Origin of the sequence: Klebsiella sp. KP20-425-1 (genome assembly GCF_025813515.1) — a bacterium.
In the GTDB taxonomy this organism is placed as follows: Bacteria; Pseudomonadota; Gammaproteobacteria; order Enterobacterales; family Enterobacteriaceae; genus Klebsiella; species Klebsiella pneumoniae.
In genome coordinates this window covers 5,164,363-5,189,173 of sequence record NZ_CP109614.1, presented here as the reverse complement: position 1 = coordinate 5,189,173, position 24,811 = coordinate 5,164,363, and the positions used below count along the sequence as shown (strand labels likewise).

The 24,811-nt window shown below is 54.4% G+C and carries 18 protein-coding genes, 1 tRNA gene and 3 rRNA genes; 16 read left to right on the top strand and 6 right to left on the bottom strand.

Annotated features, from left to right (window positions below; all coding sequences use genetic code 11):
• Window positions 1–62 precede the first annotated feature (62 nt).
• The 6 genes from rbsD to rbsR all read left to right on the top strand — a co-directional run bounded on the left by rbsD (window position 63) and on the right by rbsR (window position 5,916).
• Window positions 63–482 carry a D-ribose pyranase gene (gene rbsD, locus OHJ17_RS25265; protein ID WP_002882527.1) on the top strand — a complete coding sequence of 140 codons (420 nt, stop codon included), beginning with the start codon at window positions 63–65 and terminating at the stop codon, window positions 480–482.
• 10 nt (window positions 483–492) lie between these two features.
• Window positions 493–1,998, top strand: a complete 1,506-nt coding sequence (gene rbsA, locus OHJ17_RS25260) for a ribose ABC transporter ATP-binding protein RbsA (RefSeq protein ID WP_002882529.1) — start codon at window positions 493–495, stop codon at window positions 1,996–1,998.
• Between the two features lie 5 nt (window positions 1,999–2,003).
• Window positions 2,004–2,969, top strand: coding sequence for a ribose ABC transporter permease (gene rbsC / locus OHJ17_RS25255; protein WP_002882531.1), 966 nt, complete (start codon window positions 2,004–2,006; stop codon window positions 2,967–2,969).
• Window positions 2,970–2,996: 27 nt separating this feature from the next.
• Entirely contained in the window at window positions 2,997–3,887 is an 891-nt protein-coding gene (rbsB, locus tag OHJ17_RS25250; protein ID WP_002882536.1) for a ribose ABC transporter substrate-binding protein RbsB, read from the top strand.
• A 100-nt stretch (window positions 3,888–3,987) separates the two neighbouring features.
• Complete coding sequence (rbsK, locus tag OHJ17_RS25245; RefSeq protein ID WP_019725396.1) at window positions 3,988–4,920, top strand: ribokinase; 933 nt, start codon at window positions 3,988–3,990, stop codon at window positions 4,918–4,920.
• Window positions 4,921–4,923: 3 nt separating this feature from the next.
• Window positions 4,924–5,916, top strand: coding sequence for a ribose operon transcriptional repressor RbsR (gene rbsR / locus OHJ17_RS25240; RefSeq protein WP_016831327.1), 993 nt, complete (start codon window positions 4,924–4,926; stop codon window positions 5,914–5,916).
• Here rbsR and mdtD read toward each other — a convergent pair.
• The gene (mdtD, locus tag OHJ17_RS25235) at window positions 5,913–7,310 is read right to left on the bottom strand and encodes a multidrug transporter subunit MdtD (RefSeq protein ID WP_002882539.1); all 1,398 of its coding nucleotides are present in this window, start codon (window positions 7,308–7,310) and stop codon (window positions 5,913–5,915) included. The genes rbsR and mdtD overlap by 4 nt on opposite strands.
• A 12-nt stretch (window positions 7,311–7,322) precedes the next feature.
• Window positions 7,323–8,024 carry a FadR/GntR family transcriptional regulator gene (locus tag OHJ17_RS25230; protein ID WP_002882540.1) on the bottom strand — a complete coding sequence of 234 codons (702 nt, stop codon included), beginning with the start codon at window positions 8,022–8,024 and terminating at the stop codon, window positions 7,323–7,325.
• A 476-nt stretch (window positions 8,025–8,500) separates the two neighbouring features.
• Here OHJ17_RS25230 and OHJ17_RS25225 point away from each other — a divergent pair.
• The 4 genes from OHJ17_RS25225 (at window position 8,501) to rrf (ending at window position 13,505) form a co-directional block, all read left to right on the top strand.
• Window positions 8,501–10,040 (top strand): 16S ribosomal RNA (locus OHJ17_RS25225).
• 85 nt (window positions 10,041–10,125) lie between these two features.
• Window positions 10,126–10,201, top strand: a tRNA-Glu gene (locus tag OHJ17_RS25220).
• 190 nt (window positions 10,202–10,391) lie between these two features.
• Window positions 10,392–13,293, top strand: a 23S ribosomal RNA gene (locus OHJ17_RS25215).
• Between the two features lie 96 nt (window positions 13,294–13,389).
• Window positions 13,390–13,505 (top strand): 5S ribosomal RNA (rrf, locus tag OHJ17_RS25210).
• Together the 16S, 23S and 5S rRNA genes with 1 tRNA gene alongside form the textbook arrangement of a ribosomal RNA operon.
• Window positions 13,506–13,871: 366 nt before the next feature.
• On the opposite strand, the gene mobB is transcribed toward rrf, so the two are convergent.
• Window positions 13,872–14,378 (bottom strand): molybdopterin-guanine dinucleotide biosynthesis protein MobB, encoded by a 507-nt coding sequence (gene mobB, locus OHJ17_RS25205; protein ID WP_002882596.1) that lies wholly within the window; start codon window positions 14,376–14,378, stop codon window positions 13,872–13,874.
• Window positions 14,375–14,956 carry a molybdenum cofactor guanylyltransferase MobA gene (mobA, locus tag OHJ17_RS25200; protein WP_032433723.1) on the bottom strand — a complete coding sequence of 194 codons (582 nt, stop codon included), beginning with the start codon at window positions 14,954–14,956 and terminating at the stop codon, window positions 14,375–14,377. The genes mobB and mobA overlap by 4 nt, the downstream gene beginning before the upstream one ends.
• Before the next feature lie 71 nt (window positions 14,957–15,027).
• Here mobA and OHJ17_RS25195 point away from each other — a divergent pair, with 71 nt between their 5' ends.
• From OHJ17_RS25195 to dsbA, 3 genes are all read left to right on the top strand, one after another.
• The gene (locus tag OHJ17_RS25195) at window positions 15,028–15,297 is read left to right on the top strand and encodes a YihD family protein (protein WP_002882612.1); all 270 of its coding nucleotides are present in this window, start codon (window positions 15,028–15,030) and stop codon (window positions 15,295–15,297) included.
• A 75-nt stretch (window positions 15,298–15,372) separates the two neighbouring features.
• Window positions 15,373–16,359: a serine/threonine protein kinase gene (locus OHJ17_RS25190; protein WP_002882726.1), complete on the top strand. Its 987-nt coding sequence runs from the start codon at window positions 15,373–15,375 to the stop codon at window positions 16,357–16,359.
• 27 nt (window positions 16,360–16,386) lie between these two features.
• The gene (dsbA, locus tag OHJ17_RS25185; RefSeq protein ID WP_004146224.1) at window positions 16,387–17,010 is read left to right on the top strand and encodes a thiol:disulfide interchange protein DsbA; all 624 of its coding nucleotides are present in this window, start codon (window positions 16,387–16,389) and stop codon (window positions 17,008–17,010) included.
• A 48-nt stretch (window positions 17,011–17,058) separates the two neighbouring features.
• On the opposite strand, the gene OHJ17_RS25180 is transcribed toward dsbA, so the two are convergent.
• The gene (locus OHJ17_RS25180) at window positions 17,059–17,958 is read right to left on the bottom strand and encodes an acyltransferase (RefSeq protein ID WP_004150336.1); all 900 of its coding nucleotides are present in this window, start codon (window positions 17,956–17,958) and stop codon (window positions 17,059–17,061) included.
• A 396-nt stretch (window positions 17,959–18,354) separates the two neighbouring features.
• Here OHJ17_RS25180 and polA point away from each other — a divergent pair, with 396 nt between their 5' ends.
• Window positions 18,355–21,147 carry a DNA polymerase I gene (gene polA / locus OHJ17_RS25175; RefSeq protein ID WP_009484251.1) on the top strand — a complete coding sequence of 931 codons (2,793 nt, stop codon included), beginning with the start codon at window positions 18,355–18,357 and terminating at the stop codon, window positions 21,145–21,147.
• A 347-nt stretch (window positions 21,148–21,494) separates the two neighbouring features.
• Here polA and yihA read toward each other — a convergent pair whose 3' ends face one another.
• The gene (gene yihA, locus OHJ17_RS25170) at window positions 21,495–22,127 is read right to left on the bottom strand and encodes a ribosome biogenesis GTP-binding protein YihA/YsxC (RefSeq protein WP_002882734.1); all 633 of its coding nucleotides are present in this window, start codon (window positions 22,125–22,127) and stop codon (window positions 21,495–21,497) included.
• 583 nt (window positions 22,128–22,710) lie between these two features.
• Between yihA and yihI the strand changes: the two genes are divergently transcribed.
• Window positions 22,711–23,217: a Der GTPase-activating protein YihI gene (gene yihI / locus OHJ17_RS25165; protein WP_002882743.1), complete on the top strand. Its 507-nt coding sequence runs from the start codon at window positions 22,711–22,713 to the stop codon at window positions 23,215–23,217.
• 188 nt (window positions 23,218–23,405) lie between these two features.
• Entirely contained in the window at window positions 23,406–24,779 is a 1,374-nt protein-coding gene (gene hemN / locus OHJ17_RS25160) for an oxygen-independent coproporphyrinogen III oxidase (RefSeq protein WP_267302741.1), read from the top strand.
• The last annotated feature ends 32 nt before the right edge of the window (window positions 24,780–24,811 follow it).

Below are 24,811 nucleotides of genomic sequence, written 5' to 3'. Positions count from 1 at the left end.
GCTCACGCATTGATAATAATTATTTTAGCGAAACGTTTCGCTAGTGGAGCAAAAGAGAAAAAATGAAAAAAGGCACCGTACTTAACGCTGATATTTCCGCGGTCATTTCCCGCCTGGGCCACACCGATACGCTGGTGGTCTGCGATGCCGGATTACCGGTTCCCCGCAGCAGCACGCGCATTGATATGGCGCTGACTCAGGGCGTACCTTCATTTATGCAGGTGCTGGAAGTGGTGACGACGGAAATGCAGGTTGAAGCGGCTGTCATCGCGGAAGAGATTAAAACCCATAATCCGCAGCTCCACGCGACGTTGCTCACTCACCTCGAGCAGCTGCAGCAGCACCAGGGAAATACCATTGAAATTCGTTACACCAGCCATGAGCAGTTCAAAAAACAAACCGCAGACAGTCAGGCGGTAATTCGCAGCGGGGAGTGTTCCCCGTTTGCGAATATCATTCTCTGTGCCGGCGTCACGTTCTGAGGTCGCCGTCATGGAAGCCTTATTGCAACTGAAAGGGATCGACAAAGCGTTCCCTGGCGTCAAGGCGCTCTCCGGCGCGGCGCTGAATGTCTATGCCGGCCGGGTGATGGCGCTGGTAGGGGAAAATGGCGCCGGCAAGTCCACTATGATGAAGGTGTTGACCGGGATCTACACCCGTGATGCCGGCTCTTTGCTGTGGTTAGGCAAAGAGACGACCTTTAACGGCCCAAAATCCTCCCAGGAAGCCGGGATCGGCATTATCCATCAGGAACTGAACCTGATCCCTCAGTTGACGATCGCCGAGAACATCTTCCTTGGCCGCGAGTTCGTTAACCGTTTTGGCAAAATCGACTGGAAGCAGATGTATGCCGAAGCCGACAAGCTGTTGGCAAAGCTGAATCTCCGCTTTACCAGCCAGAAACTGGTGGGCGATCTATCGATTGGCGATCAGCAAATGGTGGAGATCGCCAAAGTGCTGAGCTTCGAATCGAAAGTCATCATTATGGATGAACCGACCGATGCGCTGACCGATACCGAAACCGAATCGCTGTTCCGCGTCATCCGCGAACTGAAGTCGCAGGGGCGCGGTATCGTCTATATCTCCCACCGTATGAAAGAGATCTTCGAGATTTGCGACGACGTGACGGTCTTTCGTGACGGGCAGTTTATCGCCGAGCGCGAGGTCTCGTCGCTGGATGAGGACCGACTTATCGAGATGATGGTCGGCCGTAAGCTGGAAGACCAATATCCACACCTCGATAAGGCGCCCGGCGCGGTGCGCCTGAAGGTCGACAACCTCTGCGGCCCGGGGGTGGATAACGTGACCTTTACCCTGCGCCAGGGGGAGATCCTCGGCGTTGCCGGGCTGATGGGCGCCGGGCGGACCGAACTGATGAAAGTGCTGTACGGCGCGCTGCCGCGCAGCAGCGGTTCCGTGACGCTCGATGGCCGCGAAGTGGTGACCCGTTCGCCGCAGGATGGTCTGGCGAACGGCATTGTCTATATCTCCGAAGACCGTAAGCGCGATGGTCTGGTTCTCGGGATGTCGGTAAAAGAAAACATGTCCCTGACGGCGCTGCGCTATTTCAGCCGGGCGGGCGGTAGTCTTAAGCATAAAGATGAACAGCAGGCGGTGAGTGATTTCATCCGCCTGTTTAACGTGAAAACGCCGTCCATGGAGCAGGCGATCGGCCTGCTCTCCGGCGGCAACCAGCAAAAGGTCGCCATCGCCCGCGGGCTGATGACCCGGCCGAAGGTGCTGATCCTCGATGAACCGACCCGCGGCGTCGACGTCGGGGCGAAGAAAGAGATCTACCAGCTCATCAACCAGTTCAAAGCCGACGGCCTGAGCATCATTCTGGTCTCCTCCGAGATGCCGGAAGTGTTGGGCATGAGCGATCGCATCATAGTGATGCACGAAGGGCATCTCGGCGGTGAATTCACACGCGAGCAGGCCACCCAGGAAGTATTGATGGCTGCCGCTGTGGGCAAGCTTAACCGTGTGAATCAGGAGTAAGAAAGATGACAACCCAGGCTGTTTCTGGTCGCCGCTATTTCACAAAAGCGTGGCTGATGGAGCAAAAATCGCTGATTGCCCTGCTGGTGCTGATCGCGGTGGTATCGACCATGAGCCCCAACTTTTTTACCGTCAATAACCTGTTCAATATTCTGCAGCAAACCTCCGTTAACGCCATTATGGCGGTAGGGATGACGCTGGTCATACTGACCTCGGGGATCGATCTGTCCGTCGGCTCCCTGCTGGCGCTCACCGGTGCGGTGGCAGCGTCGATCGTTGGCATTGAGGTTAATGCGCTGGTGGCGGTCGCGGCTGCCCTCGCATTAGGTGCGGCGATCGGCGCAGTCACCGGGGTGATTGTAGCGAGAGGCCGCGTGCAGGCCTTCATCGCCACCCTGGTGATGATGCTGCTGCTGCGCGGCGTAACCATGGTGTACACCAACGGCAGCCCGATCAATACCGGCTTTAGCGATAATGCCGATCTGTTTGGCTGGTTTGGCATCGGGCGTCCGCTGGGGATCCCGACGCCGGTATGGATCATGGCGATTGTCTTCCTGGCGGCCTGGTACATGCTGCACCATACTCGCCTGGGCCGTTATATTTATGCCCTGGGTGGTAATGAAGCGGCGACGCGTCTGTCCGGGATTAGCGTCAATAAAGTTAAAATTATCGTTTACGCCTTGTGCGGAATGCTGGCTTCTCTGGCCGGGATCATCGAAGTGGCGCGTCTCTCCTCCGCGCAGCCGACGGCGGGGACGGGCTATGAGCTGGACGCCATTGCGGCGGTGGTGCTCGGCGGCACCAGCCTCGCTGGTGGCAAAGGACGCATTGTCGGCACGCTGATTGGTGCGCTGATCCTTGGCTTCCTGAATAATGGTCTTAATCTTTTAGGCGTTTCTTCCTATTACCAGATGATCGTTAAAGCGGTGGTGATTTTGCTGGCGGTACTGGTAGATAACAAAAAGCAGTAACTGAGAACTCTACAGGACATCTTAACTATGAATATGAAAAAACTGGCGACCCTGGTCTCTGCTGTTGCGCTAAGTGCGACCGTTAGCGCGAACGCGATGGCCAAAGACACCATCGCTCTGGTTATCTCTACCCTCAACAACCCGTTCTTCGTGTCGCTGAAAGACGGCGCGCAAAAAGAAGCTGACAAGCTGGGCTACAACCTGGTGGTGCTGGATTCCCAGAACAACCCGGCGAAAGAGCTGGCGAACGTCCAGGATTTAACGGTGCGCGGCACCAAGCTGCTGCTGATCAACCCCACCGACTCTGATGCCGTCGGCAACGCCGTGAAGATGGCGAACCAGGCGAAAATCCCGGTCATCACTCTCGACCGTCAGGCGACAAAAGGCGATGTTGTGAGCCATATCGCCTCTGACAACGTGCAGGGTGGGAAAATGGCTGGCGATTACATCGCGAAAAAAGTGGGTGAAAGTGCAAAAGTCATTGAGCTGCAGGGCATTGCCGGAACTTCTGCGGCGCGCGAGCGTGGCGAAGGCTTTAAACAGGCCGTGGCGGCGCACAAATTCAACGTCCTGGCCAGCCAGCCGGCCGATTTCGACCGCACCAAAGGCCTGAACGTGATGCAGAACCTGCTGACCGCACATCCTGACGTCCAGGCAGTGTTCGCGCAAAATGATGAAATGGCGCTGGGCGCCCTGCGCGCGCTGCAGACCGCAGGCAAGTCCGATGTGATGGTGGTTGGATTTGACGGCACTCCGGATGGCGAAAAAGCAGTAAACAGTGGCAAACTGGCGGCGACCGTCGCACAGTTGCCGGAGCAGATCGGCGCGAAAGGCGTTGAGACTGCTGATAAGGTACTGAAGGGCGAAAAAGTGGAAGCTAACTACCCGGTTGAGCTGAAGCTGGTCGTTAAGCAGTAATATGCGATTCGGACTGGCAACGGTCCGAGGGACAATATAAAAAAAGAAAAGCAGGGCATGCGCCACCGGATCCCGGTGGCGCGCTTTCCCGGGAACAGAAATGATGAAAACTGCAGGCAAACTTGTCGTCCTTGGCAGTATCAATGCCGATCACATTCTTAACCTTGACGCTTTCCCGACGCCGGGCGAAACCGTCACCGGCCACCATTATCAGGTGGCGTTCGGTGGAAAAGGGGCCAACCAGGCGGTGGCCGCCGGGCGCAGCGGAGCGGATATCGCGTTTATCGCCTGCACCGGCGATGACGATATCGGTGAACGCATCCGTCGTCAGCTGGCGAGCGATAAAATCGACGTGGCGCCCGTGCGCGCGGTTGCCGGGGAAGCGACCGGGGTGGCGTTAATTTTCGTTAACGCCGAAGGTGAGAATGTCATCGGTATTCATGCCGGCGCCAATGCGGCGCTTTCCGTCTCCCAGGTTGAGGCGGAAAAAGAGCGTATCGCCAGCGCACAGGCGTTGTTGATGCAGCTGGAGTCGCCGCTGGAGAGCGTCATAGCGGCGGCGAAAATCGCCCATCACCATCACACCACCGTGGTGCTGAACCCCGCGCCAGCGCGTGAACTACCGGATGAACTGCTGGCGCTGGTGGATATTATTACCCCTAACGAAACCGAAGCGGAAAAGCTGACCGGTATTCGCGTTGAGAGTGACGAAGATGCGGCAAAAGCCGCCGACGTGCTGCATGCCAAAGGCATTGGTACGGTGATGATCACCCTCGGCAGCCGCGGCGTCTGGCTCAGTGCCGAAGGCGAAAGCCGCCGGATCTCAGGGTTTCGCGTACAGGCCATTGATACTATCGCGGCCGGTGATACCTTTAACGGCGCGCTGGTGACCGCGCTGCTGGAAGGGACCGCCCTGCCGGAGGCGATTCGCTTTGCGCATGCCGCAGCGGCGATCGCCGTAACCCGCAAAGGCGCTCAGCCGTCCGTGCCTTGGCGCACAGAGATCGATGAATTTTTAGCGCAACAGGGGTAATGCTTGGCTACGATGAAAGATGTGGCCCGCATCGCGGGCGTTTCCACATCGACGGTGTCACACGTCATCAATAAGGACCGCTTTGTCAGCGAGGCGATTACCGCCAAAGTTGACGCTGCGATCAAAAGCCTCAACTACGCCCCCTCTGCGCTGGCGCGTAGCCTCAAGCTCAATCAAACCCGTACCATCGGCATGCTGATCACCGCCAGTACCAATCCGTTTTATTCGGAGCTGGTGCGGGGCGTGGAGCGTAGCTGCTTTGAGCGGGGTTATAGCCTCGTGCTCTGCAATACCGAAGGTGATGAGCAGCGAATGAATCGTAATCTGGAGACGCTAATGCAAAAACGCGTCGATGGATTACTCCTGCTGTGCACGGAGACTCATCAGCCCTCCCCGGAAATCATGCAGCGCTATCCGTCGGTACCGACGGTTATGATGGACTGGGCCCCCTTTGATGGCGATAGCGATCTGATTCAGGATAACTCGCTGCTCGGCGGCGATATGGCGACTCAGTATCTGATTGACCAGGGGCATTTACGCATTGCCTGTATTGCCGGCCCGCTGGATAAAACCCCGGCGCGCCTGCGTCTTGAAGGCTATCATGCCGCGATGGCGCGCTGCGGCCTGCCGGTTGCCGAAGGATACGTGGTGACCAGTGATTTTGAGTTTGGCGGCGGGTTTAGCGCGATGCAGCAGCTGCTGGCGTTGCCGCAGCGTCCGCAGGCGGTGTTTGTCGGTAACGATGCGATGGCGGTTGGCGCTTATCAGGCGTTATACCAGGCCGGGCTGCAGATTCCGCAGGATATGGCGCTGGTGGGCTACGATGATATTGAGCTGGCACGTTATATGACGCCGCCATTGACCACCATTCACCAGCCAAAGGATGAGCTGGGGGAACTGGCCATCGACGTACTGATCCATCGCATGGCCGATCCGCAGCAAAAACAGCAGCGCGTTCAGTTAACGCCGGAGCTGGTGGTTCGCGGTTCCGCTTAGCGTTTATGCCGCTCGCTAATCAGGTTGCGGCCATCCTTCGCTCTTAACAGCATAAACATCAGCGCCGATATAATGGTTATCACGCCCATGGTTATAAAGGTGTAGTGAAACTGCTGTACCGTGCTTGCATTATCAAAACCTTCATAGAAGCGTAGCACCGCAGCGCTGATGGCCACCCCGAGACTAATTGAAAGCTGCTGGGTGACGGCCAGCAGGCTGTTGCCGCTGCTGGCATTATCATCGGTCAGATCGGCCAGGGTAATGGTATTCATGGCGGTAAACTGCGTGGACATCGCCATCCCCAGCACGAACAGCGGCAGAAGAAGCATCCACAGCGGCATCTCTGGCGACTGCAGCGAGAACTGGGCGATCATAAGGCCAATAAACACGGTGATCCCCACCAGGGTCTTACGATAGCCAAACCAGCGCAGCACCTGGGTAACGGTGGATTTCGCAATAATCGAGCCGATAGCGGTGGGGGCGATCATACAGCCGGCGATAATGGCCGGATAGCCGAAACCAACCTGTAGCATCAGCGGCATCAGAAACGGTACGCAGCCGGTACCCAACCGCGTGGCGAGGTTGCCGGCAATGCCGACCGAGAACGTATGGGTCTTAAATAAAGAGAGCGAGATAAGCGGCGTCGGATGGCGACGCGCGTGACGCACATAGGCCACGAGCAGTAACAGACTGACGGCAATCACGGCCAGCGCCTGCCATGTCGCCACGATTTTTTCCCCAAACAGTTCAATACCGCTGGAAAATAACACCAGACTTAAGCCAAATAACAGAAAACCGCCTATATCGAAGCGTCGGCGCGGCGTTGTGAAATTTGGCATGTATTTACGGGCGTACAGAATGCCAATTACGCCGATCGGAATGTTTATCAGGAAAATCCAATGCCAGCTGGCCCAGGTAACAAATACCCCGCCGAGTACCGGGCCCAGAATCGGCCCCACCAATCCCGGCATGGTGACAAAGTTCAGGACCGGCAACAGTTCGCTGCGGGGGTAGGCACGCAGCAGGGCCAGCCTCGCCACCGGCATCATCATCGCCCCACCGATCCCCTGAATTACGCGAAAAATGACCAGTTCCGTTAAGGAACTGGAGAGGGCGCAGGCGAGGGAACCGAGGGTGAACAGGCTAACGGCGATGATAAAGACCCGGCGCGTGCCGAAGCGATCTGCCAGCCAGCCGCTGACCGGGATCAGCATCGCCACCGTCAGCGTATAGCTGATAATGGCCGACTGCATCGCTAAGGGAGAACGATTAAGACTGTGGGCGATAGCCGGGAGGGCGGTGTTAAGAATGGTGGCATCCAGCGCCTGCATAAAGAAGGCCATCGCCGCGATCCACGGCAGGCCAGCCATGCTGCGCCCTTTTTTTCCGCTCATGCCAAATCCTTGTTATTGATTTACGTGGTGTGGGGCGTTCAACAATGCCTGGCAGGCGAGCAACGCCCCCGGCGCATCACTGTTAAGAATGGCATCGACAATCGCCTGGTGGAGATCGAGCTTCACCACTTCATTTTGCGTAATCGACGTGAAGTAGGTGTGGTAGACCGAATGAAACAGCGAGGCGAAAGAGCTGAGGAAAGGATTACCGCTCATTTCATAGATATGTTCATGCCAGGCCATATCGACTTCTATCCAGCGTTCGCGCTGAAAATGGCGTTTCAGAGCAATCATCTCTTCCATTAATGTATTGAGCTGCGCTTTTTGCCCGGCGGTGCCGTTGGCGGCGGCGAGAAAGCAGGCCTGTGGCTCCAGGCTGCTGCGCATGACGAGAAAGTGGCTTACCACCTCTTCGAAGTTATCTTCTGTTAGCCACCAGGAGAGCAGTTCCTTATCAAGGAAATTCCAGCTGCTGCGCGGCATCACCCGGGTGCCAATGCGAGGGCGGGGCAGCAGCATGCCTTTTGCAGTAAGCGTCTTCACCGCTTCGCGGACGGCGGTACGGCTTACGCCGAACTGCTCCCCCAACTCCATTTCGCCGGGAAGAATGCTTTCCGGCTGATATTCGCCAGTCAGTATTTTTTGGGCGAGCTTTTCGGCCAGTACCCAGGAGATGTTCTTTTGTGCCGCCAGTTGCTGTGCGCTTAAAGACATAAATGCCGTTCCTTTCTTTCCTCTACTCTAACAGTATGCCACCAGGCGCCCCGTTTCGTCGGTTAAAACGGCAAAACGGCGGTTTTTTGCGACATTCCTCGCCGCATTGTTGAAAAAAGAGACGGTTGAAAACTTTTTTTGCATTTCCCCTTGTCACCTCAGAATTACTCCCTATAATGCGCCTCCACTGACACGGAACAACGGCAAACAAGCCGCCGGGTCAGCGGGGTTCCGGTGAGAACCTCGCAGAGAAAAGCAAAAATAAATGCTTGACTCTGCAGCGGGAAAGCGTAATATGCACACCCCGCGCCGCAGCGAAAACGAAGCGGCACTGCTCTTTAACAATTTATCAGACAATCTGTGTGGGCACTCAAAGTGACATGGATTCTTAACGTCCTCGGACGAAAAATGAATACCAAGTCTCAAGAGTGAACACGTAATTCATTACGAAGTTTAATTCTTTGAGCATCAAACTTAAATTGAAGAGTTTGATCATGGCTCAGATTGAACGCTGGCGGCAGGCCTAACACATGCAAGTCGAGCGGTAGCACAGAGAGCTTGCTCTCGGGTGACGAGCGGCGGACGGGTGAGTAATGTCTGGGAAACTGCCTGATGGAGGGGGATAACTACTGGAAACGGTAGCTAATACCGCATAATGTCGCAAGACCAAAGTGGGGGACCTTCGGGCCTCATGCCATCAGATGTGCCCAGATGGGATTAGCTAGTAGGTGGGGTAACGGCTCACCTAGGCGACGATCCCTAGCTGGTCTGAGAGGATGACCAGCCACACTGGAACTGAGACACGGTCCAGACTCCTACGGGAGGCAGCAGTGGGGAATATTGCACAATGGGCGCAAGCCTGATGCAGCCATGCCGCGTGTGTGAAGAAGGCCTTCGGGTTGTAAAGCACTTTCAGCGGGGAGGAAGGCGTTAAGGTTAATAACCTTGGCGATTGACGTTACCCGCAGAAGAAGCACCGGCTAACTCCGTGCCAGCAGCCGCGGTAATACGGAGGGTGCAAGCGTTAATCGGAATTACTGGGCGTAAAGCGCACGCAGGCGGTCTGTCAAGTCGGATGTGAAATCCCCGGGCTCAACCTGGGAACTGCATTCGAAACTGGCAGGCTAGAGTCTTGTAGAGGGGGGTAGAATTCCAGGTGTAGCGGTGAAATGCGTAGAGATCTGGAGGAATACCGGTGGCGAAGGCGGCCCCCTGGACAAAGACTGACGCTCAGGTGCGAAAGCGTGGGGAGCAAACAGGATTAGATACCCTGGTAGTCCACGCCGTAAACGATGTCGATTTGGAGGTTGTGCCCTTGAGGCGTGGCTTCCGGAGCTAACGCGTTAAATCGACCGCCTGGGGAGTACGGCCGCAAGGTTAAAACTCAAATGAATTGACGGGGGCCCGCACAAGCGGTGGAGCATGTGGTTTAATTCGATGCAACGCGAAGAACCTTACCTGGTCTTGACATCCACAGAACTTTCCAGAGATGGATTGGTGCCTTCGGGAACTGTGAGACAGGTGCTGCATGGCTGTCGTCAGCTCGTGTTGTGAAATGTTGGGTTAAGTCCCGCAACGAGCGCAACCCTTATCCTTTGTTGCCAGCGGTTCGGCCGGGAACTCAAAGGAGACTGCCAGTGATAAACTGGAGGAAGGTGGGGATGACGTCAAGTCATCATGGCCCTTACGACCAGGGCTACACACGTGCTACAATGGCATATACAAAGAGAAGCGACCTCGCGAGAGCAAGCGGACCTCATAAAGTATGTCGTAGTCCGGATTGGAGTCTGCAACTCGACTCCATGAAGTCGGAATCGCTAGTAATCGTAGATCAGAATGCTACGGTGAATACGTTCCCGGGCCTTGTACACACCGCCCGTCACACCATGGGAGTGGGTTGCAAAAGAAGTAGGTAGCTTAACCTTCGGGAGGGCGCTTACCACTTTGTGATTCATGACTGGGGTGAAGTCGTAACAAGGTAACCGTAGGGGAACCTGCGGTTGGATCACCTCCTTACCTTAAAGAACCTGCCTTTGTAGTGCCCACACAGATTGTCTGATGAACGTAAAGAAGCAAGGCGTCTTGCGATTGAGACTTCAGTGTCCCCTTCGTCTAGAGGCCCAGGACACCGCCCTTTCACGGCGGTAACAGGGGTTCGAATCCCCTAGGGGACGCCACTTGCTGGTTCGTGAGTGAAAGACGCGTGCCGAACTATCTCAAAACTCATCTTCGGGTGACGTTTGAGATATTTGCTCTTTAAAAATCTGGATCAAGCTGAAAATTGAAACGACACACAGTTAATGTGTGTTCGAGTCTCTCAAATTTTCGCGACACGATGATGTTTTACGAAACATCTTCGGGTTGTGAGGTTAAGCGACTAAGCGTACACGGTGGATGCCCTGGCAGTCAGAGGCGATGAAGGACGTGCTAATCTGCGAAAAGCGTCGGTAAGGTGATATGAACCGTTACAGCCGGCGATGTCCGAATGGGGAAACCCAGTGCAATTCGTTGCACTATCGTTAACTGAATACATAGGTTAACGAGGCGAACCGGGGGAACTGAAACATCTAAGTACCCCGAGGAAAAGAAATCAACCGAGATTCCCCCAGTAGCGGCGAGCGAACGGGGAGCAGCCCAGAGTCTGAATCAGCTTGTGTGTTAGTGGAACGGTCTGGAAAGTCCGACGGTACAGGGTGATAGTCCCGTACACCAAAATGCACAGGCTGTGAACTCGAAGAGTAGGGCGGGACACGTGGTATCCTGTCTGAATATGGGGGGACCATCCTCCAAGGCTAAATACTCCTGACTGACCGATAGTGAACCAGTACCGTGAGGGAAAGGCGAAAAGAACCCCGGCGAGGGGAGTGAAAAAGAACCTGAAACCGTGTACGTACAAGCAGTGGGAGCACCTTCGGGTGTGACTGCGTACCTTTTGTATAATGGGTCAGCGACTTATATTCTGTAGCAAGGTTAACCGTATAGGGGAGCCGCAGGGAAACCGAGTCTTAACTGGGCGTTAAGTTGCAGGGTATAGACCCGAAACCCGGTGATCTAGCCATGGGCAGGTTGAAGGTTGGGTAACACTAACTGGAGGACCGAACCGACTAATGTTGAAAAATTAGCGGATGACTTGTGGCTGGGGGTGAAAGGCCAATCAAACCGGGAGATAGCTGGTTCTCCCCGAAAGCTATTTAGGTAGCGCCTCGTGAATTCATCTTCGGGGGTAGAGCACTGTTTCGGCTAGGGGGTCATCCCGACTTACCAACCCGATGCAAACTACGAATACCGAAGAATGTTATCACGGGAGACACACGGCGGGTGCTAACGTCCGTCGTGAAGAGGGAAACAACCCAGACCGCCAGCTAAGGTCCCAAAGTCATGGTTAAGTGGGAAACGATGTGGGAAGGCACAGACAGCCAGGATGTTGGCTTAGAAGCAGCCATCATTTAAAGAAAGCGTAATAGCTCACTGGTCGAGTCGGCCTGCGCGGAAGATGTAACGGGGCTAAACCATGCACCGAAGCTGCGGCAGCGACACTATGTGTTGTTGGGTAGGGGAGCGTTCTGTAAGCCTGCGAAGGTGACCTGTGAGGGTTGCTGGAGGTATCAGAAGTGCGAATGCTGACATAAGTAACGATAAAGCGGGTGAAAAGCCCGCTCGCCGGAAGACCAAGGGTTCCTGTCCAACGTTAATCGGGGCAGGGTGAGTCGACCCCTAAGGCGAGGCCGAAAGGCGTAGTCGATGGGAAACAGGTTAATATTCCTGTACTTGGTGTTACTGCGAAGGGGGGACGGAGAAGGCTATGTTAGCCGGGCGACGGTTGTCCCGGTTTAAGCATGTAGGCTGGTTATCCAGGCAAATCCGGATAATCAAGGCTGAGGTGTGATGACGAGGCACTACGGTGCTGAAGTAACAAATGCCCTGCTTCCAGGAAAAGCCTCTAAGCATCAGGTAACATCAAATCGTACCCCAAACCGACACAGGTGGTCAGGTAGAGAATACCAAGGCGCTTGAGAGAACTCGGGTGAAGGAACTAGGCAAAATGGTGCCGTAACTTCGGGAGAAGGCACGCTGGTGTGTAGGTGAAGTCCCTGCGGATGGAGCTGAGACCAGTCGAAGATACCAGCTGGCTGCAACTGTTTATTAAAAACACAGCACTGTGCAAACACGAAAGTGGACGTATACGGTGTGACGCCTGCCCGGTGCCGGAAGGTTAATTGATGGGGTTATCCGTAAGGAGAAGCTCTTGATCGAAGCCCCGGTAAACGGCGGCCGTAACTATAACGGTCCTAAGGTAGCGAAATTCCTTGTCGGGTAAGTTCCGACCTGCACGAATGGCGTAATGATGGCCAGGCTGTCTCCACCCGAGACTCAGTGAAATTGAACTCGCTGTGAAGATGCAGTGTACCCGCGGCAAGACGGAAAGACCCCGTGAACCTTTACTATAGCTTGACACTGAACATTGAGCCTTGATGTGTAGGATAGGTGGGAGGCTTTGAAGCGTGGACGCCAGTCTGCGTGGAGCCAACCTTGAAATACCACCCTTTAATGTTTGATGTTCTAACGTTGGCCCCTTACCGGGGTTGCGGACAGTGTCTGGTGGGTAGTTTGACTGGGGCGGTCTCCTCCCAAAGCGTAACGGAGGAGCACGAAGGTTAGCTAATCCTGGTCGGACATCAGGAGGTTAGTGCAATGGCATAAGCTAGCTTGACTGCGAGCGTGACGGCGCGAGCAGGTGCGAAAGCAGGTCATAGTGATCCGGTGGTTCTGAATGGAAGGGCCATCGCTCAACGGATAAAAGGTACTCCGGGGATAACAGGCTGATACCGCCCAAGAGTTCATATCGACGGCGGTGTTTGGCACCTCGATGTCGGCTCATCACATCCTGGGGCTGAAGTAGGTCCCAAGGGTATGGCTGTTCGCCATTTAAAGTGGTACGCGAGCTGGGTTTAGAACGTCGTGAGACAGTTCGGTCCCTATCTGCCGTGGGCGCTGGAGAATTGAGGGGGGCTGCTCCTAGTACGAGAGGACCGGAGTGGACGCATCACTGGTGTTCGGGTTGTCATGCCAATGGCACTGCCCGGTAGCTAAATGCGGAAGAGATAAGTGCTGAAAGCATCTAAGCACGAAACTTGCCCCGAGATGAGTTCTCCCTGAGACTTTAAGTCTCCTGAAGGAACGTTGAAGACGATGACGTTGATAGGCCGGGTGTGTAAGCGCAGCGATGCGTTGAGCTAACCGGTACTAATGAACCGTGAGGCTTAACCTTACAACGCCGAAGATGTTTTGGCGATTTGAGAGAATTTTCAGCTCTGATACAGATTAATCGATACGTCGGTGAGACGTGTTGATAAAACAGAATTTGCCTGGCGGCACTAGCGCGGTGGTCCCACCTGACCCCATGCCGAACTCAGAAGTGAAACGCCGTAGCGCCGATGGTAGTGTGGGGTCTCCCCATGTGAGAGTAGGGAACTGCCAGGCATCAAATAAAGCAGAAAGCCCGGTCGAAAGACCGGGCTTTTTGTTTTATCTGTTGTTTGTCGGTGAGCGCTCTCCAGAGTAGGACAAATCCGCCGGGAGCGGATTTGAACGTTGCGCAGCAACGGCCCGGAGGGTGGCGGGCAGGACGCCCGCCATAAACTGCCAGGCATCAAACAAGTGAAGAGCCCATCCTGCCGGATGGGCTTTTTGCGTTTCTGTCGTCCGGCCAGCGTGCCGGCATGTCTCCCCGGTGGCGCTGCGCTTGCCGGGGCTACGGATCCGACACGGGGCTACGTCCCTGTGGCCGGGCAAGGTGCGCAGCACCGCCTCCGGGAAAATCCCTCCTATATCACCGTCGATAAATGACTATTGCCTCTCTAACCAACTCACAATAAATGTCGCGATCTGTGGTACATCATTTAAATCCAGCAGCGGAAGTGAGGTCGCGATCGATACATCGCTGGCCACGGCGATGGTATGCTCATCAATTACCAGCTCTTCTACACGATGGCCGCTGTTTTGCCGAAAAAGCAGGATCTTCGGCACGGGTTCATGTTTGAACCCCTCCACTAAAACCAGGTCCAGTTTGCTGGCATCCATTCGACTGACCAGCCACGTGAGATCTAATTCCGGCTTCTCTGGCGTCTCGGTCATCAATGCCCACCGCTGTTCGCTGGCGACAATAGTTTGCGCAGCGCCCGCCTTACGCAGTTCATAGCTATCTTTGCCCGGCTTATCCACGTCCATATCATGATGGGTGTGCTTTATCAGTCCCGGGCGTAATCCTAGAGCGCAAAGCTCAGGGATAAGACGCTTTAATAATGTTGTTTTTCCGGTACCGCTCCATGCGGCGATCGCCAGTAATGGGATCATGATGGCTCCTGCATCTGCTGCAAATCTTCGAGCGTATTTACATTAATGAAAGCAGTTTTCACATCGCTGAAATTCACCGGGCGCCCACCCATTTGTCGCATAAAAACCATCACCCTGCGCTCTCCATGTGCCAGATAAGCCTCCAGTTCCGGAATGATTTGACGATGAACTAATGCAACGGCAGGATGATCCCGTTCGCCGTCATGGGCCCAAACGACCGGTGCGTCCCCTCTCTGCTGGATAAAGCGCTCCACCAAAAAGGACGGAATGAACGGCGTGTCGCAGGGGCAAAAAACAAACCATGGGCTCGCGACCTGCTGCATCACAGCAAGCATTCCGGCCAGCGGCCCCTGATAACCCTCCCGTATGTCTCGAAAGACCGGAAATCCGCTGGCACGCCACTGTTCAAGATGACGATTGGCGCTAATGACTAACTCATCTACCTGCGGGGCTAATGCTTCCGCGACGTGTCGCCAGAGAGGGCGACCATTTAGCGCCTGTAATCCTTTATCAATGCCGCCCATTCGCGTGGCCCTGCCGCCCGCCAGCACGACGCCGGTTATCGCCTCGCTTTGCATATGAATATCGCCTCTTTCATTGTGGGATTGACCCTGTTAACTTGTCCCTATCAAGAGTAAGGAGCATGACCATGAAATGTAAACGTCTGAATGAAGTAATTGAACTCCTCCAGCCAGCCTGGCAAAAAGAGCCTGAACTGAACCTGATGCAATTTTTGCAGAAGCTGGCGAAAGAGGCCGGCTATGATGGCGAACTGAGCGATCTTTCCGACGATATTCTGATCTATCACCTGAAGATGCGCGACTCTTCCAAAGATGCTGTCATCCCGGGTATTCAGAAGGATTATGAAGAGGACTTTAAAACCGCGCTGCTGCGCGCCCGCGGGGTAATAAAAGAGTAAAAGGTTGTAAGCGCTACCGCGTAAAGTGCAATGAGATGATATCCTGAACTATTCGTACGATTATCGGATGTCAGGATGCACGATAAGGCTTTTACTTTTCAGACGCTTCGCCCGGATACCATTATCGATGGGTTATTCGATCTGGGTATGCGGGTGGACTCCGGTCTCACCCCGCTAAACAGCTATGAGAACCGCGTTTATCAGTTCCAGGACGAAGAGCGCCATCGCTATGTGGTAAAGTTCTATCGTCCTGAGCGCTGGTCCGCAGAACAGATCCTTGAAGAACACCAGTTTGCGCTTCAGCTTGTAGAAGATGAAGTGCCCGTTGCTGCGCCGCTCTTATTTAATGACAGCACGCTTCATCAGCATCAGGGATTCTACTTTGCCGTTTTCCCAAGCCTTGGCGGTCGTCAGTTCGAAGCGGATAACCTTGATCAGATGGAATGGGTTGGCCGCTATCTGGGGCGCCTGCACCAGACGGGCTGCAAACAGCGCTTTACTGCCCGCCCGGAAATTGGCGTGCAGGAGTACCTGCTGGAACCGCGTCAGGTGTTTGAGCAGGCGACGCTGATCCCCTCTGGCCTGAAGGCCGATTTCCTGAAGGCGACCGATAAACTCATTGCTGCCGTCATGGAGCAATGGCACGGCCGCGGGAACACGTTGCGCCTGCACGGTGACTGCCATGCCGGTAATATCCTCTGGCGCGACGGACCACTGTTTGTCGACTTAGACGATGCGCGTACCGGCCCGGCGATTCAGGATCTGTGGATGCTGCTCAACGGCGATAAGGCTGAACAGCGTATGCAGCTGGAGACTATTGTCGAGGCCTATGAGGAATTCAGCCCCTTTAACAGCGATGAAATCGCGCTGATTGAACCTTTACGCGCTATGCGACTGGTTTATTATCTGGCGTGGTTGCTCAGACGCTGGGACGATCCCGCTTTCCCGGTCAATTTCCCCTGGTTAACCGGGGAGGATTACTGGCGGGGGCAGACGTCGACTTTTCTTGAGCAGGTGAAGGTTCTACAGGAACCCCCGCTTCAGTTAACGCCAATGTATTAATGTGATATATCCAGGAGAGAGTAAATCATGAAAAAAGTTTGGCTGGCGCTGGCTGGTATGATTCTGGCTTTTAGTGCATCCGCTGCCCAGATCACCGACGGCAAGCAGTACATCACCCTTGATAAGCCGATAGCTGGCGAGCCGCAGGTGCTCGAGTTCTTTTCGTTCTACTGCCCGCACTGCTACCAGTTTGAAGAAGTGCTGCATGTCTCTGACAATGTGCGCCAGAAACTGCCGGAAGGCACTAAAATGACCAAATACCACGTTGAGTTCCTGGGTCCGCTGGGCAAGGATCTGACGCAGGCATGGGCGGTGGCCATCGCGCTGGGCGTTGAAGACAAAATTACTGCGCCGATGTTCGAAGCCGTGCAGAAAAACCAGACTGTGCAGAGTGTGGCTGACATTCGTAAAGTGTTTGTCGACGCTGGCGTGAAAGGGGAAGACTACGATGCCGCATGGAATAGCTTCGTGGTGAAATCTCTGGTCGCTCAGCAAGAGAAAGCGGCAGCCGATCTGCAGCTGCAGGGCGTACCGGCTATGTATGTTAATGGTAAATACCAGCTGAATCCGCAGGGGATGGACACCAGCAATATGGATGTCTTCGTCGCTCAGTATGCGGATACCGTGAAGCAACTGGTAGAGAAGAAATAAAAAAAACGCCGGTCACTGACCGGCGTTACTTTATCTGTTTTGCAATAGCTACCGCTCTTTGTCCCTCATGATGTCAGTCAACTGACGGTCTTTCTCTTCCCATAGGCCATTCAGCCAGCGCTGGAAGCTGCGCTTAAAGTTCTTATCGTTAACGTAATCGCCGTGCAGCTCTTCGCCAATAGGGACCAGATTGATACGGACCACAATGCGCGTCAGGCGGCCGCTTAACATATCGTAAAATGGTCTTGTATGATTATCCGGGTAGCACAGCGTGACGTTCAGCAGTTTATCGAACTGCGAACCGAGTACGTTGAGCGCCATGGCGATACCAGCGGCTTTCGGCGGTAACAGGTTGTGGTAAGGAGAGCGCGTTTCGCGCTTTTTTTCTTCGGTAAAACGCGAGCCTTCCACAAAATTGACGATAGTCGTCGGATGCGCGCGAAATTTTTCACACGAACGGCGGGTGGTTTCGACATCTTTACCGCGGCGCTCCGGGTGACGAATAAGATAGCTGCGCGAGTAGCGGCGCATAAAAGGCATATCCAGCGCCCAGCAGGCGAGGCCAATGAAGGGTACCCACGCCAGCTGTTGTTTAAGGAAGTACTTATTCATCGGAATATGCTTGCGGAACAGCACGCACAGCACCACGATGTCTGCCCAGCTGTGGTGGTTGCTGATCAGCAGATACCAGTTCTTTTTGTTCAGGCCTTCCAGACCCTGGACGTCCCATTTTAGCCAGGGATTGAGATGCAACAGCAGCGCCAGCCCTTCGCACCAGCAGTACATCATAAAATTGCAAAAAACGGATATAGAGCGCCATACCGCTGGAATGGGGACCAGCAGTTTAATCAGCCCGGCGACGATGATCGGTACAGAGCAGATAATGGTGACTAAGATGGTTAAGGCGATACTCAGCGGAAGTGTTATCGCAGCGAGTAATCTCGACATAGTTAGTTTATTCAGAAAGTTAGGCTGACAAAGAGCGCCTTTAAGCTGCGCAAGAGGCTGATTTTACCAGAAAACGCGGCAAATGACGGGTCTTACCAGAACAGAAAAAAACAAGGATCTTCTATCCACATGGAAGATTAGGTCATCAAATTAATGCCAGGATCGTTGATCTGTTTTTAAGTGGTTGATAAATAGCAAATAATACTATTTATTCATTTATTTTCAGGGGCGGATAAGCTGACGTTGTAAAACTATGCACAAAGTTATCCACAAGCTAAGTTGTCGCGCGATCGCGACGATCGTTGAATCTTTTCCGCGAATTGCGGGAAAAATTCAGGATTTCATGCCCGTCTGTGGCATCCTTTATCCATAATCTGATAAACAGGCACGGAAATTATGGTTCAGATCCCAGAAAACCCTCTCATCCTCGTTGACGGCTCCTCCTATCTTTATCGGGCGTATCATGCGTTTCCGCCGCTGACTAACAGCGCAGGGGAGCCCACCGGGGCTATGTACGGCGTACTGAATATGCTGCGCAGTTTGATACTGCAGTATCAACCGACTCATGCCGTCGTGGTCTTTGATGCGAAAGGGAAAACCTTCCGTGATGAATTGTTCGAGCATTACAAATCTCACCGCCCGCCGATGCCGGACGATCTGCGCGCGCAGATTGAGCCGTTGCATAAGATGGTGAAAGCGATGGGGCTGCCGCTGATGGCTGTCCCGGGCGTCGAAGCTGACGATGTGATTGGCACCCTGGCGCGGGAAGCGGAAAGGGCAGGTCGCCCAGTCCTGATCAGCACCGGCGATAAAGACATGGCCCAGCTGGTGACGCCGGGCATCACCCTGATCAATACCATGACCAACACTATCCTCGGACCGGATGAGGTGGTTACTAAGTACGGCGTCCCGCCGGAGCTGATTATTGATTTCCTGGCGCTGATGGGCGACTCCTCGGATAACATTCCCGGCGTGCCGGGCGTGGGCGAAAAGACCGCTCAGGCGCTGCTGCAAGGCCTCGGCGGCCTTGATACGCTGTATGCGGAACCGGAGAAGATCGCTGAACTGAGCTTCCGCGGCGCGAAAACGATGGCGGCGAAGCTCGAGCAGAACAAGGACGTGGCTTATCTCTCTTATCAGCTGGCGACCATCAAAACCGACGTCGAGCTGGAGCTCACCTGCGAAGAGCTGCAGGTGCAGCCGCCGGCGGCAGACGATCTGCTGGCGCTGTTCAGACAGTATGAGTTTAAGCGCTGGACTACCGACGTTGAGGCCGGAAAATGGCTGCAGGCTAAGGGGGGCAAACCGGCTGCGAAACCTGCAGTGCCTGCAGCAGCGGCAGAAGCGGAAGAAGAGGTTGAAGCCGCTACTGCACTTTCAGCAGAGCATTATGTCACTATCCTTGATGAGGCTACGCTGCTCACCTGGATCGATAAGCTGAAGCAGGCGCCGCTCTTTGCCTTTGATACGGAAACCGACAGCCTGGATAACATCTCCGCCAACATGGTTGGTCTTTCATTCGCTGTTGAGCCGGGCGTGGCCGCCTATGTCCCGGTAGCGCATGATTACCTTGATGCGCCGGATCAGATCCCGCGCGAGCGCGTGCTGACGCTGCTTAAACCGCTGCTGGAGGATGAGAAGGTGCTCAAGGTCGGGCAAAATCTCAAATACGATCGCGGCATTTTGGCTAATTACGACATTGAGCTGCGCGGGATTGCGTTCGATACCATGCTCGAGTCTTACATTCTCGACAGCGTGGCGGGCCGCCACGATATGGACAGTCTTTCCGACCGCTGGCTGAAACATAAAACCATTACCTTCGAAGAGATCGCTGGCAAGGGTAAGAATCAGCTCACCTTTAATCAGATTGCGCTGGAAGAGGCTGGTCGCTACGCGGCGGAAGATGCCGACGTTACGCTCCAGCTGCATCTGAAGATGTGGCCGAAGCTACAGCAGCATGAAGGCCCGCTGAATATCTTCCAGCATATTGAAATGCCGCTGGTGCCGGTGCTGTCTCGCGTTGAGCGCAACGGCGTTAAAATCGACCCCGCCGTGCTGCATGCGCACTCGCAGGAAATTGCCCAGCGCCTGGTTGAGCTGGAGCAGCGGGCACATGAGATCGCCGGGGAAGCGTTTAATCTCTCCTCCACCAAACAGCTGCAAACGATCCTGTTTGAAAAACAGGGTATCAAGCCGCTGAAGAAGACGCCGGGCGGTGCGCCGTCCACCTCTGAAGAGGTGCTGGAAGAGCTGGCGCTCGATTATCCGTTGCCGAAAGTGATTCTGGAGTATCGTGGGCTGGCGAAGCTGAAGTCGACCTATACCGATAAGCTGCCGCTGATGATTAACCCCAAAACGGGCCGCGTGCATACCTCCTATCATCAGGCGGTCACCGCCACCGGCCGTTTGTCGTCTACCGATCCAAACCTGCAAAACATTCCGGTGCGTAACGAAGAAGGGCGCCGTATTCGCCAGGCGTTTATCGCGCCGGAAGATTACGTCATTGTCTCGGCGGACTACTCGCAAATCGAGCTGCGCATTATGGCGCACCTGTCGCGGGATAAAGGCCTGCTGACCGCCTTCGCGGAAGGGAAGGATATTCACCGGGCGACGGCGGCTGAAGTATTTGGCTTACCGCTGGACAGCGTCAGCAGCGAACAGCGGCGCAGTGCGAAAGCCATCAACTTCGGTCTGATCTACGGCATGAGCGCCTTTGGCCTGGCCCGCCAGCTGAACATCCCGCGTAAAGAAGCGCAGAAGTACATGGATCTTTATTTCGAACGTTATCCGGGCGTCCTGGAGTATATGGAGCGCACCCGCGCACAGGCGAAGGAGCAAGGGTATGTTGAAACGCTGGATGGCCGTCGACTCTATTTGCCGGATATCAAGTCCAGCAATGGCGCTCGTCGTGCCGGCGCGGAGCGTGCGGCGATTAACGCCCCGATGCAGGGGACGGCTGCGGATATTATCAAGCGGGCGATGATTGCCGTTGATGAATGGCTGCGGAGCGAGAAACCTCGCGTGCGGATGATCATGCAGGTTCACGATGAACTGGTCTTTGAAGTGCATAAGGATGAGCTCGATGCCGTATCGAAAAAGATCCACGAACTGATGGAGAACAGCACTACGCTGGCGGTACCGTTGCTGGTGGAAGTGGGCAGCGGCGAAAACTGGGATCAAGCGCACTAAGTATACAAAGCGCAACGCGATTTTCTGTAAGTAAGCAACATAACTTATAGAGTTTTGTGAGGATCATTTGAATTTGCTATGTAAATAGTGAAAAAAAACTACAAAAAATGCTTTATCCGTGAGCGAAAGAAGAGTAAAGTTATTCGCGTAGGGTACAGAGGTAAGATGTTCTATCTTTCAGACCTTTTACTTCACGTAATCGGATTTGGCTGAATATTTTAGCCGCCCCGGTCATTTATGACCGGGGCGTTTTTTATTGCGCGAAAGAAAAGTTTTAGGCTGTGAAAACAACGTAGTATGAACGTCCGGATAGGGCGCTACGCGCCGTTATCCGGAAAAAGCGGGGGTTACTCGGCGTCTTCGACGGCTTCTTGCGGCGGGATTTCGTTAAACCAGCTATCCAGCTTCTGTCGCAGCTTATCGACGCCAGATTTTTTCAGCGAAGAGAAGGGTTCAACCTGGACATCGCCATTGAAGGCCAGTACCGCTTCACGCACCATATTCACTTGCGCTTTACGCGCGCCGCTGGCGAGCTTATCGGCTTTGGTGAGCAGTACCAGCACCTGAATATCGCTCTCTACCGCCCATTCGATCATCTGCTGATCGAGATCTTTAAGCGGATGACGTATGTCCATCAGCACCACGAGACCCTTCAGGCACAGACGTTTTTCCAGGTATTCCCCCAGCGCGCGCTGCCACTTGATCTTCATCTCTTCGGGTACTTGCGCATAACCATAGCCGGGCAGGTCGACAAGGCGCTTGCCCTCAGCGACTTCGAACAGGTTAATCAGCTGCGTACGCCCCGGGGTTTTGGAGGTACGCGCCAGGTTCTTCTGATTAGTCAGCGTATTCAGCGCGCTGGATTTTCCCGCGTTGGAGCGGCCGGCGAACGCCACTTCAATACCGGTATCGGCAGGAAGATGGCGGATATCTGGCGCGCTAGTGACAAAGTGCGTCAGTTGATAATTCCAGTTGGTCAAGACGGTCGTCTCCGTTAAAACAGGCTATGGCAGCGATTATACCTGAACAGCAGAAAAAGGCTGTTTTTACCGCACGCCGTTCCTGTAAGTAAAAACCATATGGTTTGTGAGACATTGACTATTCTTTGTATAGGACATACCTGAGGAAAATAAGACAAAACATATTTAAAGTGTTGAAAATTAATTAATTATAGAAATAGAGAATTCTGAAAATAGATTTTTAACTGCCAGACTGGTTGTCGATTTTTGTCAACAAGGTAAAGTAATACACAACGGCGGGGATGCTGAAAGGATTAGGACTCAGGACGAGGAGTCAGGAAGCGCCAGGAGGCGAAGACCACAGGATAGTCAGGATGACGCGCGTCTTGGAGACGTTTTACAGGGAAAAGGAAGAAACAGGGACCGTTGGACGCTAAGGGAAAGACAGGGTGAGTCGTTAGCGAACAGGGAAAGAAGAGCCCGTTAAGGGTGGTCAGTGAGGAAAAAGGCGACAGAGTAATCTGTCGCCTTTTTTCTTTGCTTGCTTTCTGCTAGATTCCGCCTCAATTCTATACTGAATACTACTGTCTGAAGATTACACATCATGAAAAAACCGACATCCGCCACCCGTGGCAAATCCGGCCGCAAGTCGCGTGAAGAGTTAAATCAGGAAGCTCGCGATCGCAAACGGCAGAAGAAACATCGTGGCCACGCGGCAGGCAGTCGCGCGAACGGCGGCGATGCGGCTTCAGCGGGTAAAAAACAGCGTCAGGCGCAAGATCCGCGCGTGGGTAGCAAAAAACCGATCCCGCTGGGCGTGAGCGAAAGCAGCGCTCCAGCCCCCAAGCAGCATAAACCAAAGAGCGAGAAACCTATGCTTTCACCGCAGGCTGAGCTGGAGTTGCTGGAGAATGATGAGCGCCTGGACGCGCTGCTGGAACGTCTGGAAGAGGGCGGCACCCTTAATGCTGAAGAGCAGAGCTGGGTGGACGCCAAACTGGATCGCATTGATGAGCTGATGCAGCAGCTCGGCCTCTCTTACGATGATGAAGATGAAGAAGAGGAAGAGCGTCAGGAAGATATGATGCGTCTGCTGAAGGGTGGAAACTAACATTTGCATCCCATCGGATTCCCGGTACTCCTTATAATCCTTCTGGTTATATGTTATCTGCTGTGGTTATTCGTTAAACTACGACGGTTGTCGCGGCGTCAGAAATGGCTGCGCAACCGGCTCATGACCCGCGGTGCGGTGGGGCCGGGACGGCGTACCCGTCGGCGGCACCATCGGAAGGAGTGAGCATGTCTGAGCAGATAATCGACTGGGATCTGGCCCTGATCCAGAAATATAACTATTCCGGGCCGCGCTATACCTCGTATCCCACCGCGCTGGAGTTTTCACCGCAATTTGGCGCGGCGGAATTCGATGCCGCTGTGGCCCGTTACCCACAGCGTCCCCTGTCGCTGTACGTGCATATCCCGTTTTGCCATAAGCTGTGTTATTTCTGCGGCTGCAATAAGATAGTCACCCGCCAGCAGCATAAGGCCGATCAATATCTCGATGTCCTTGAACAGGAGATCATCCACCGCGCGCCGCTGTTTGCCACTCGCCAGGTGAAGCAACTGCACTGGGGGGGCGGCACGCCAACTTATCTCAATAAGGCGCAAATCAGTCGCCTGATGGATCTGTTGCGCAGCCATTTCCATTTCAGCGCGGAAGCCGAGATCTCCATAGAGGTCGATCCGCGTGAGATCGAACTGGATGTCCTCGATCATTTACGCGCTGAGGGTTTCAACCGCCTGAGTATGGGCGTACAGGACTTCAATAAAGAGGTTCAGCGTCTGGTTAACCGTGAGCAGGACGAAGCGTTCATCTTTGATTTGCTCAACCATGCGCGGGAGATTGGTTTTACCTCGACCAATATCGACCTCATTTATGGCCTGCCGAAGCAAACGCCGGAGAGCTTCGCCTTTACCCTGCAAAAGGTCGCCGAGCTCAATCCTGACCGCCTGAGCGTGTTTAACTATGCGCATCTGCCCACGCTCTTTGCCGCTCAGCGGAAGATTAAAGATGCCGATCTGCCCTCCGCTGAGCAGAAGCTGGAGATCCTGCAGGAAACCATCGGCTCGCTGACGACGGCAGGCTATCAGTTTATCGGCATGGACCATTTCGCCCGTCCCGATGATGAATTAGCGGTCGCGCAACGTCACGGCGTACTGCATCGTAATTTCCAGGGCTACACCACTCAGGGCGATACCGATCTGCTGGGGATGGGCGTTTCGGCGATCAGCATGATTGGCGACAGCTACGCCCAGAACCAAAAAGAGCTCAAGCAGTACTACCAGCAGGTAGCAGAGCAAGGGAACGCCCTGTGGCGCGGGATCGCGTTAACTCGCGATGATTGTCTGCGTCGCGACGTGATTAAAGCGTTGATCTGTAACTTCCAGCTGGATATCGCGGCGGTCGAGGCGCAGTGGGATGTGGATTTTGCGTCTTATTTCGCCGAGGATCTGAAGCTGCTGGCGCCGCTGGCGCATGACGGGCTGGTGGCTGTGGATGATAAGGTCATTCAGGTGACGGCGAAAGGCCGCCTGCTGATCCGCAACATCTGTATGTGCTTTGATGCCTACCGACGGCAAAAGGCCCGGATGCAGCAGTTCTCACGGGTTATTTAATATTTTCCCCCTCTCCCGCAGGAGAGGGGGAA

Coding starts and splice junctions, on each gene's coding strand:
- rbsD (WP_002882527.1), top strand. CDS start 63: ATGAAAAAAGGCACCGTACTTAACGCTGATATTTCCGCGGTCATTTCC.
- rbsA (WP_002882529.1), top strand. CDS start 493: ATGGAAGCCTTATTGCAACTGAAAGGGATCGACAAAGCGTTCCCTGGC.
- rbsC (WP_002882531.1), top strand. CDS start 2,004: ATGACAACCCAGGCTGTTTCTGGTCGCCGCTATTTCACAAAAGCGTGG.
- rbsB (WP_002882536.1), top strand. CDS start 2,997: ATGAATATGAAAAAACTGGCGACCCTGGTCTCTGCTGTTGCGCTAAGT.
- rbsK (WP_019725396.1), top strand. CDS start 3,988: ATGATGAAAACTGCAGGCAAACTTGTCGTCCTTGGCAGTATCAATGCC.
- mdtD (WP_002882539.1), bottom strand. CDS start 7,310: ATGAGCGGAAAAAAAGGGCGCAGCATGGCTGGCCTGCCGTGGATCGCG.
- OHJ17_RS25230 (WP_002882540.1), bottom strand. CDS start 8,024: ATGTCTTTAAGCGCACAGCAACTGGCGGCACAAAAGAACATCTCCTGG.
- mobB (WP_002882596.1), bottom strand. CDS start 14,378: ATGATCCCATTACTGGCGATCGCCGCATGGAGCGGTACCGGAAAAACA.
- mobA (WP_032433723.1), bottom strand. CDS start 14,956: ATGCAAAGCGAGGCGATAACCGGCGTCGTGCTGGCGGGCGGCAGGGCC.
- OHJ17_RS25195 (WP_002882612.1), top strand. CDS start 15,028: ATGAAATGTAAACGTCTGAATGAAGTAATTGAACTCCTCCAGCCAGCC.
- OHJ17_RS25190 (WP_002882726.1), top strand. CDS start 15,373: ATGCACGATAAGGCTTTTACTTTTCAGACGCTTCGCCCGGATACCATT.
- dsbA (WP_004146224.1), top strand. CDS start 16,387: ATGAAAAAAGTTTGGCTGGCGCTGGCTGGTATGATTCTGGCTTTTAGT.
- OHJ17_RS25180 (WP_004150336.1), bottom strand. CDS start 17,958: ATGTCGAGATTACTCGCTGCGATAACACTTCCGCTGAGTATCGCCTTA.
- polA (WP_009484251.1), top strand. CDS start 18,355: ATGGTTCAGATCCCAGAAAACCCTCTCATCCTCGTTGACGGCTCCTCC.
- yihI (WP_002882743.1), top strand. CDS start 22,711: ATGAAAAAACCGACATCCGCCACCCGTGGCAAATCCGGCCGCAAGTCG.
- hemN (WP_267302741.1), top strand. CDS start 23,406: ATGTCTGAGCAGATAATCGACTGGGATCTGGCCCTGATCCAGAAATAT.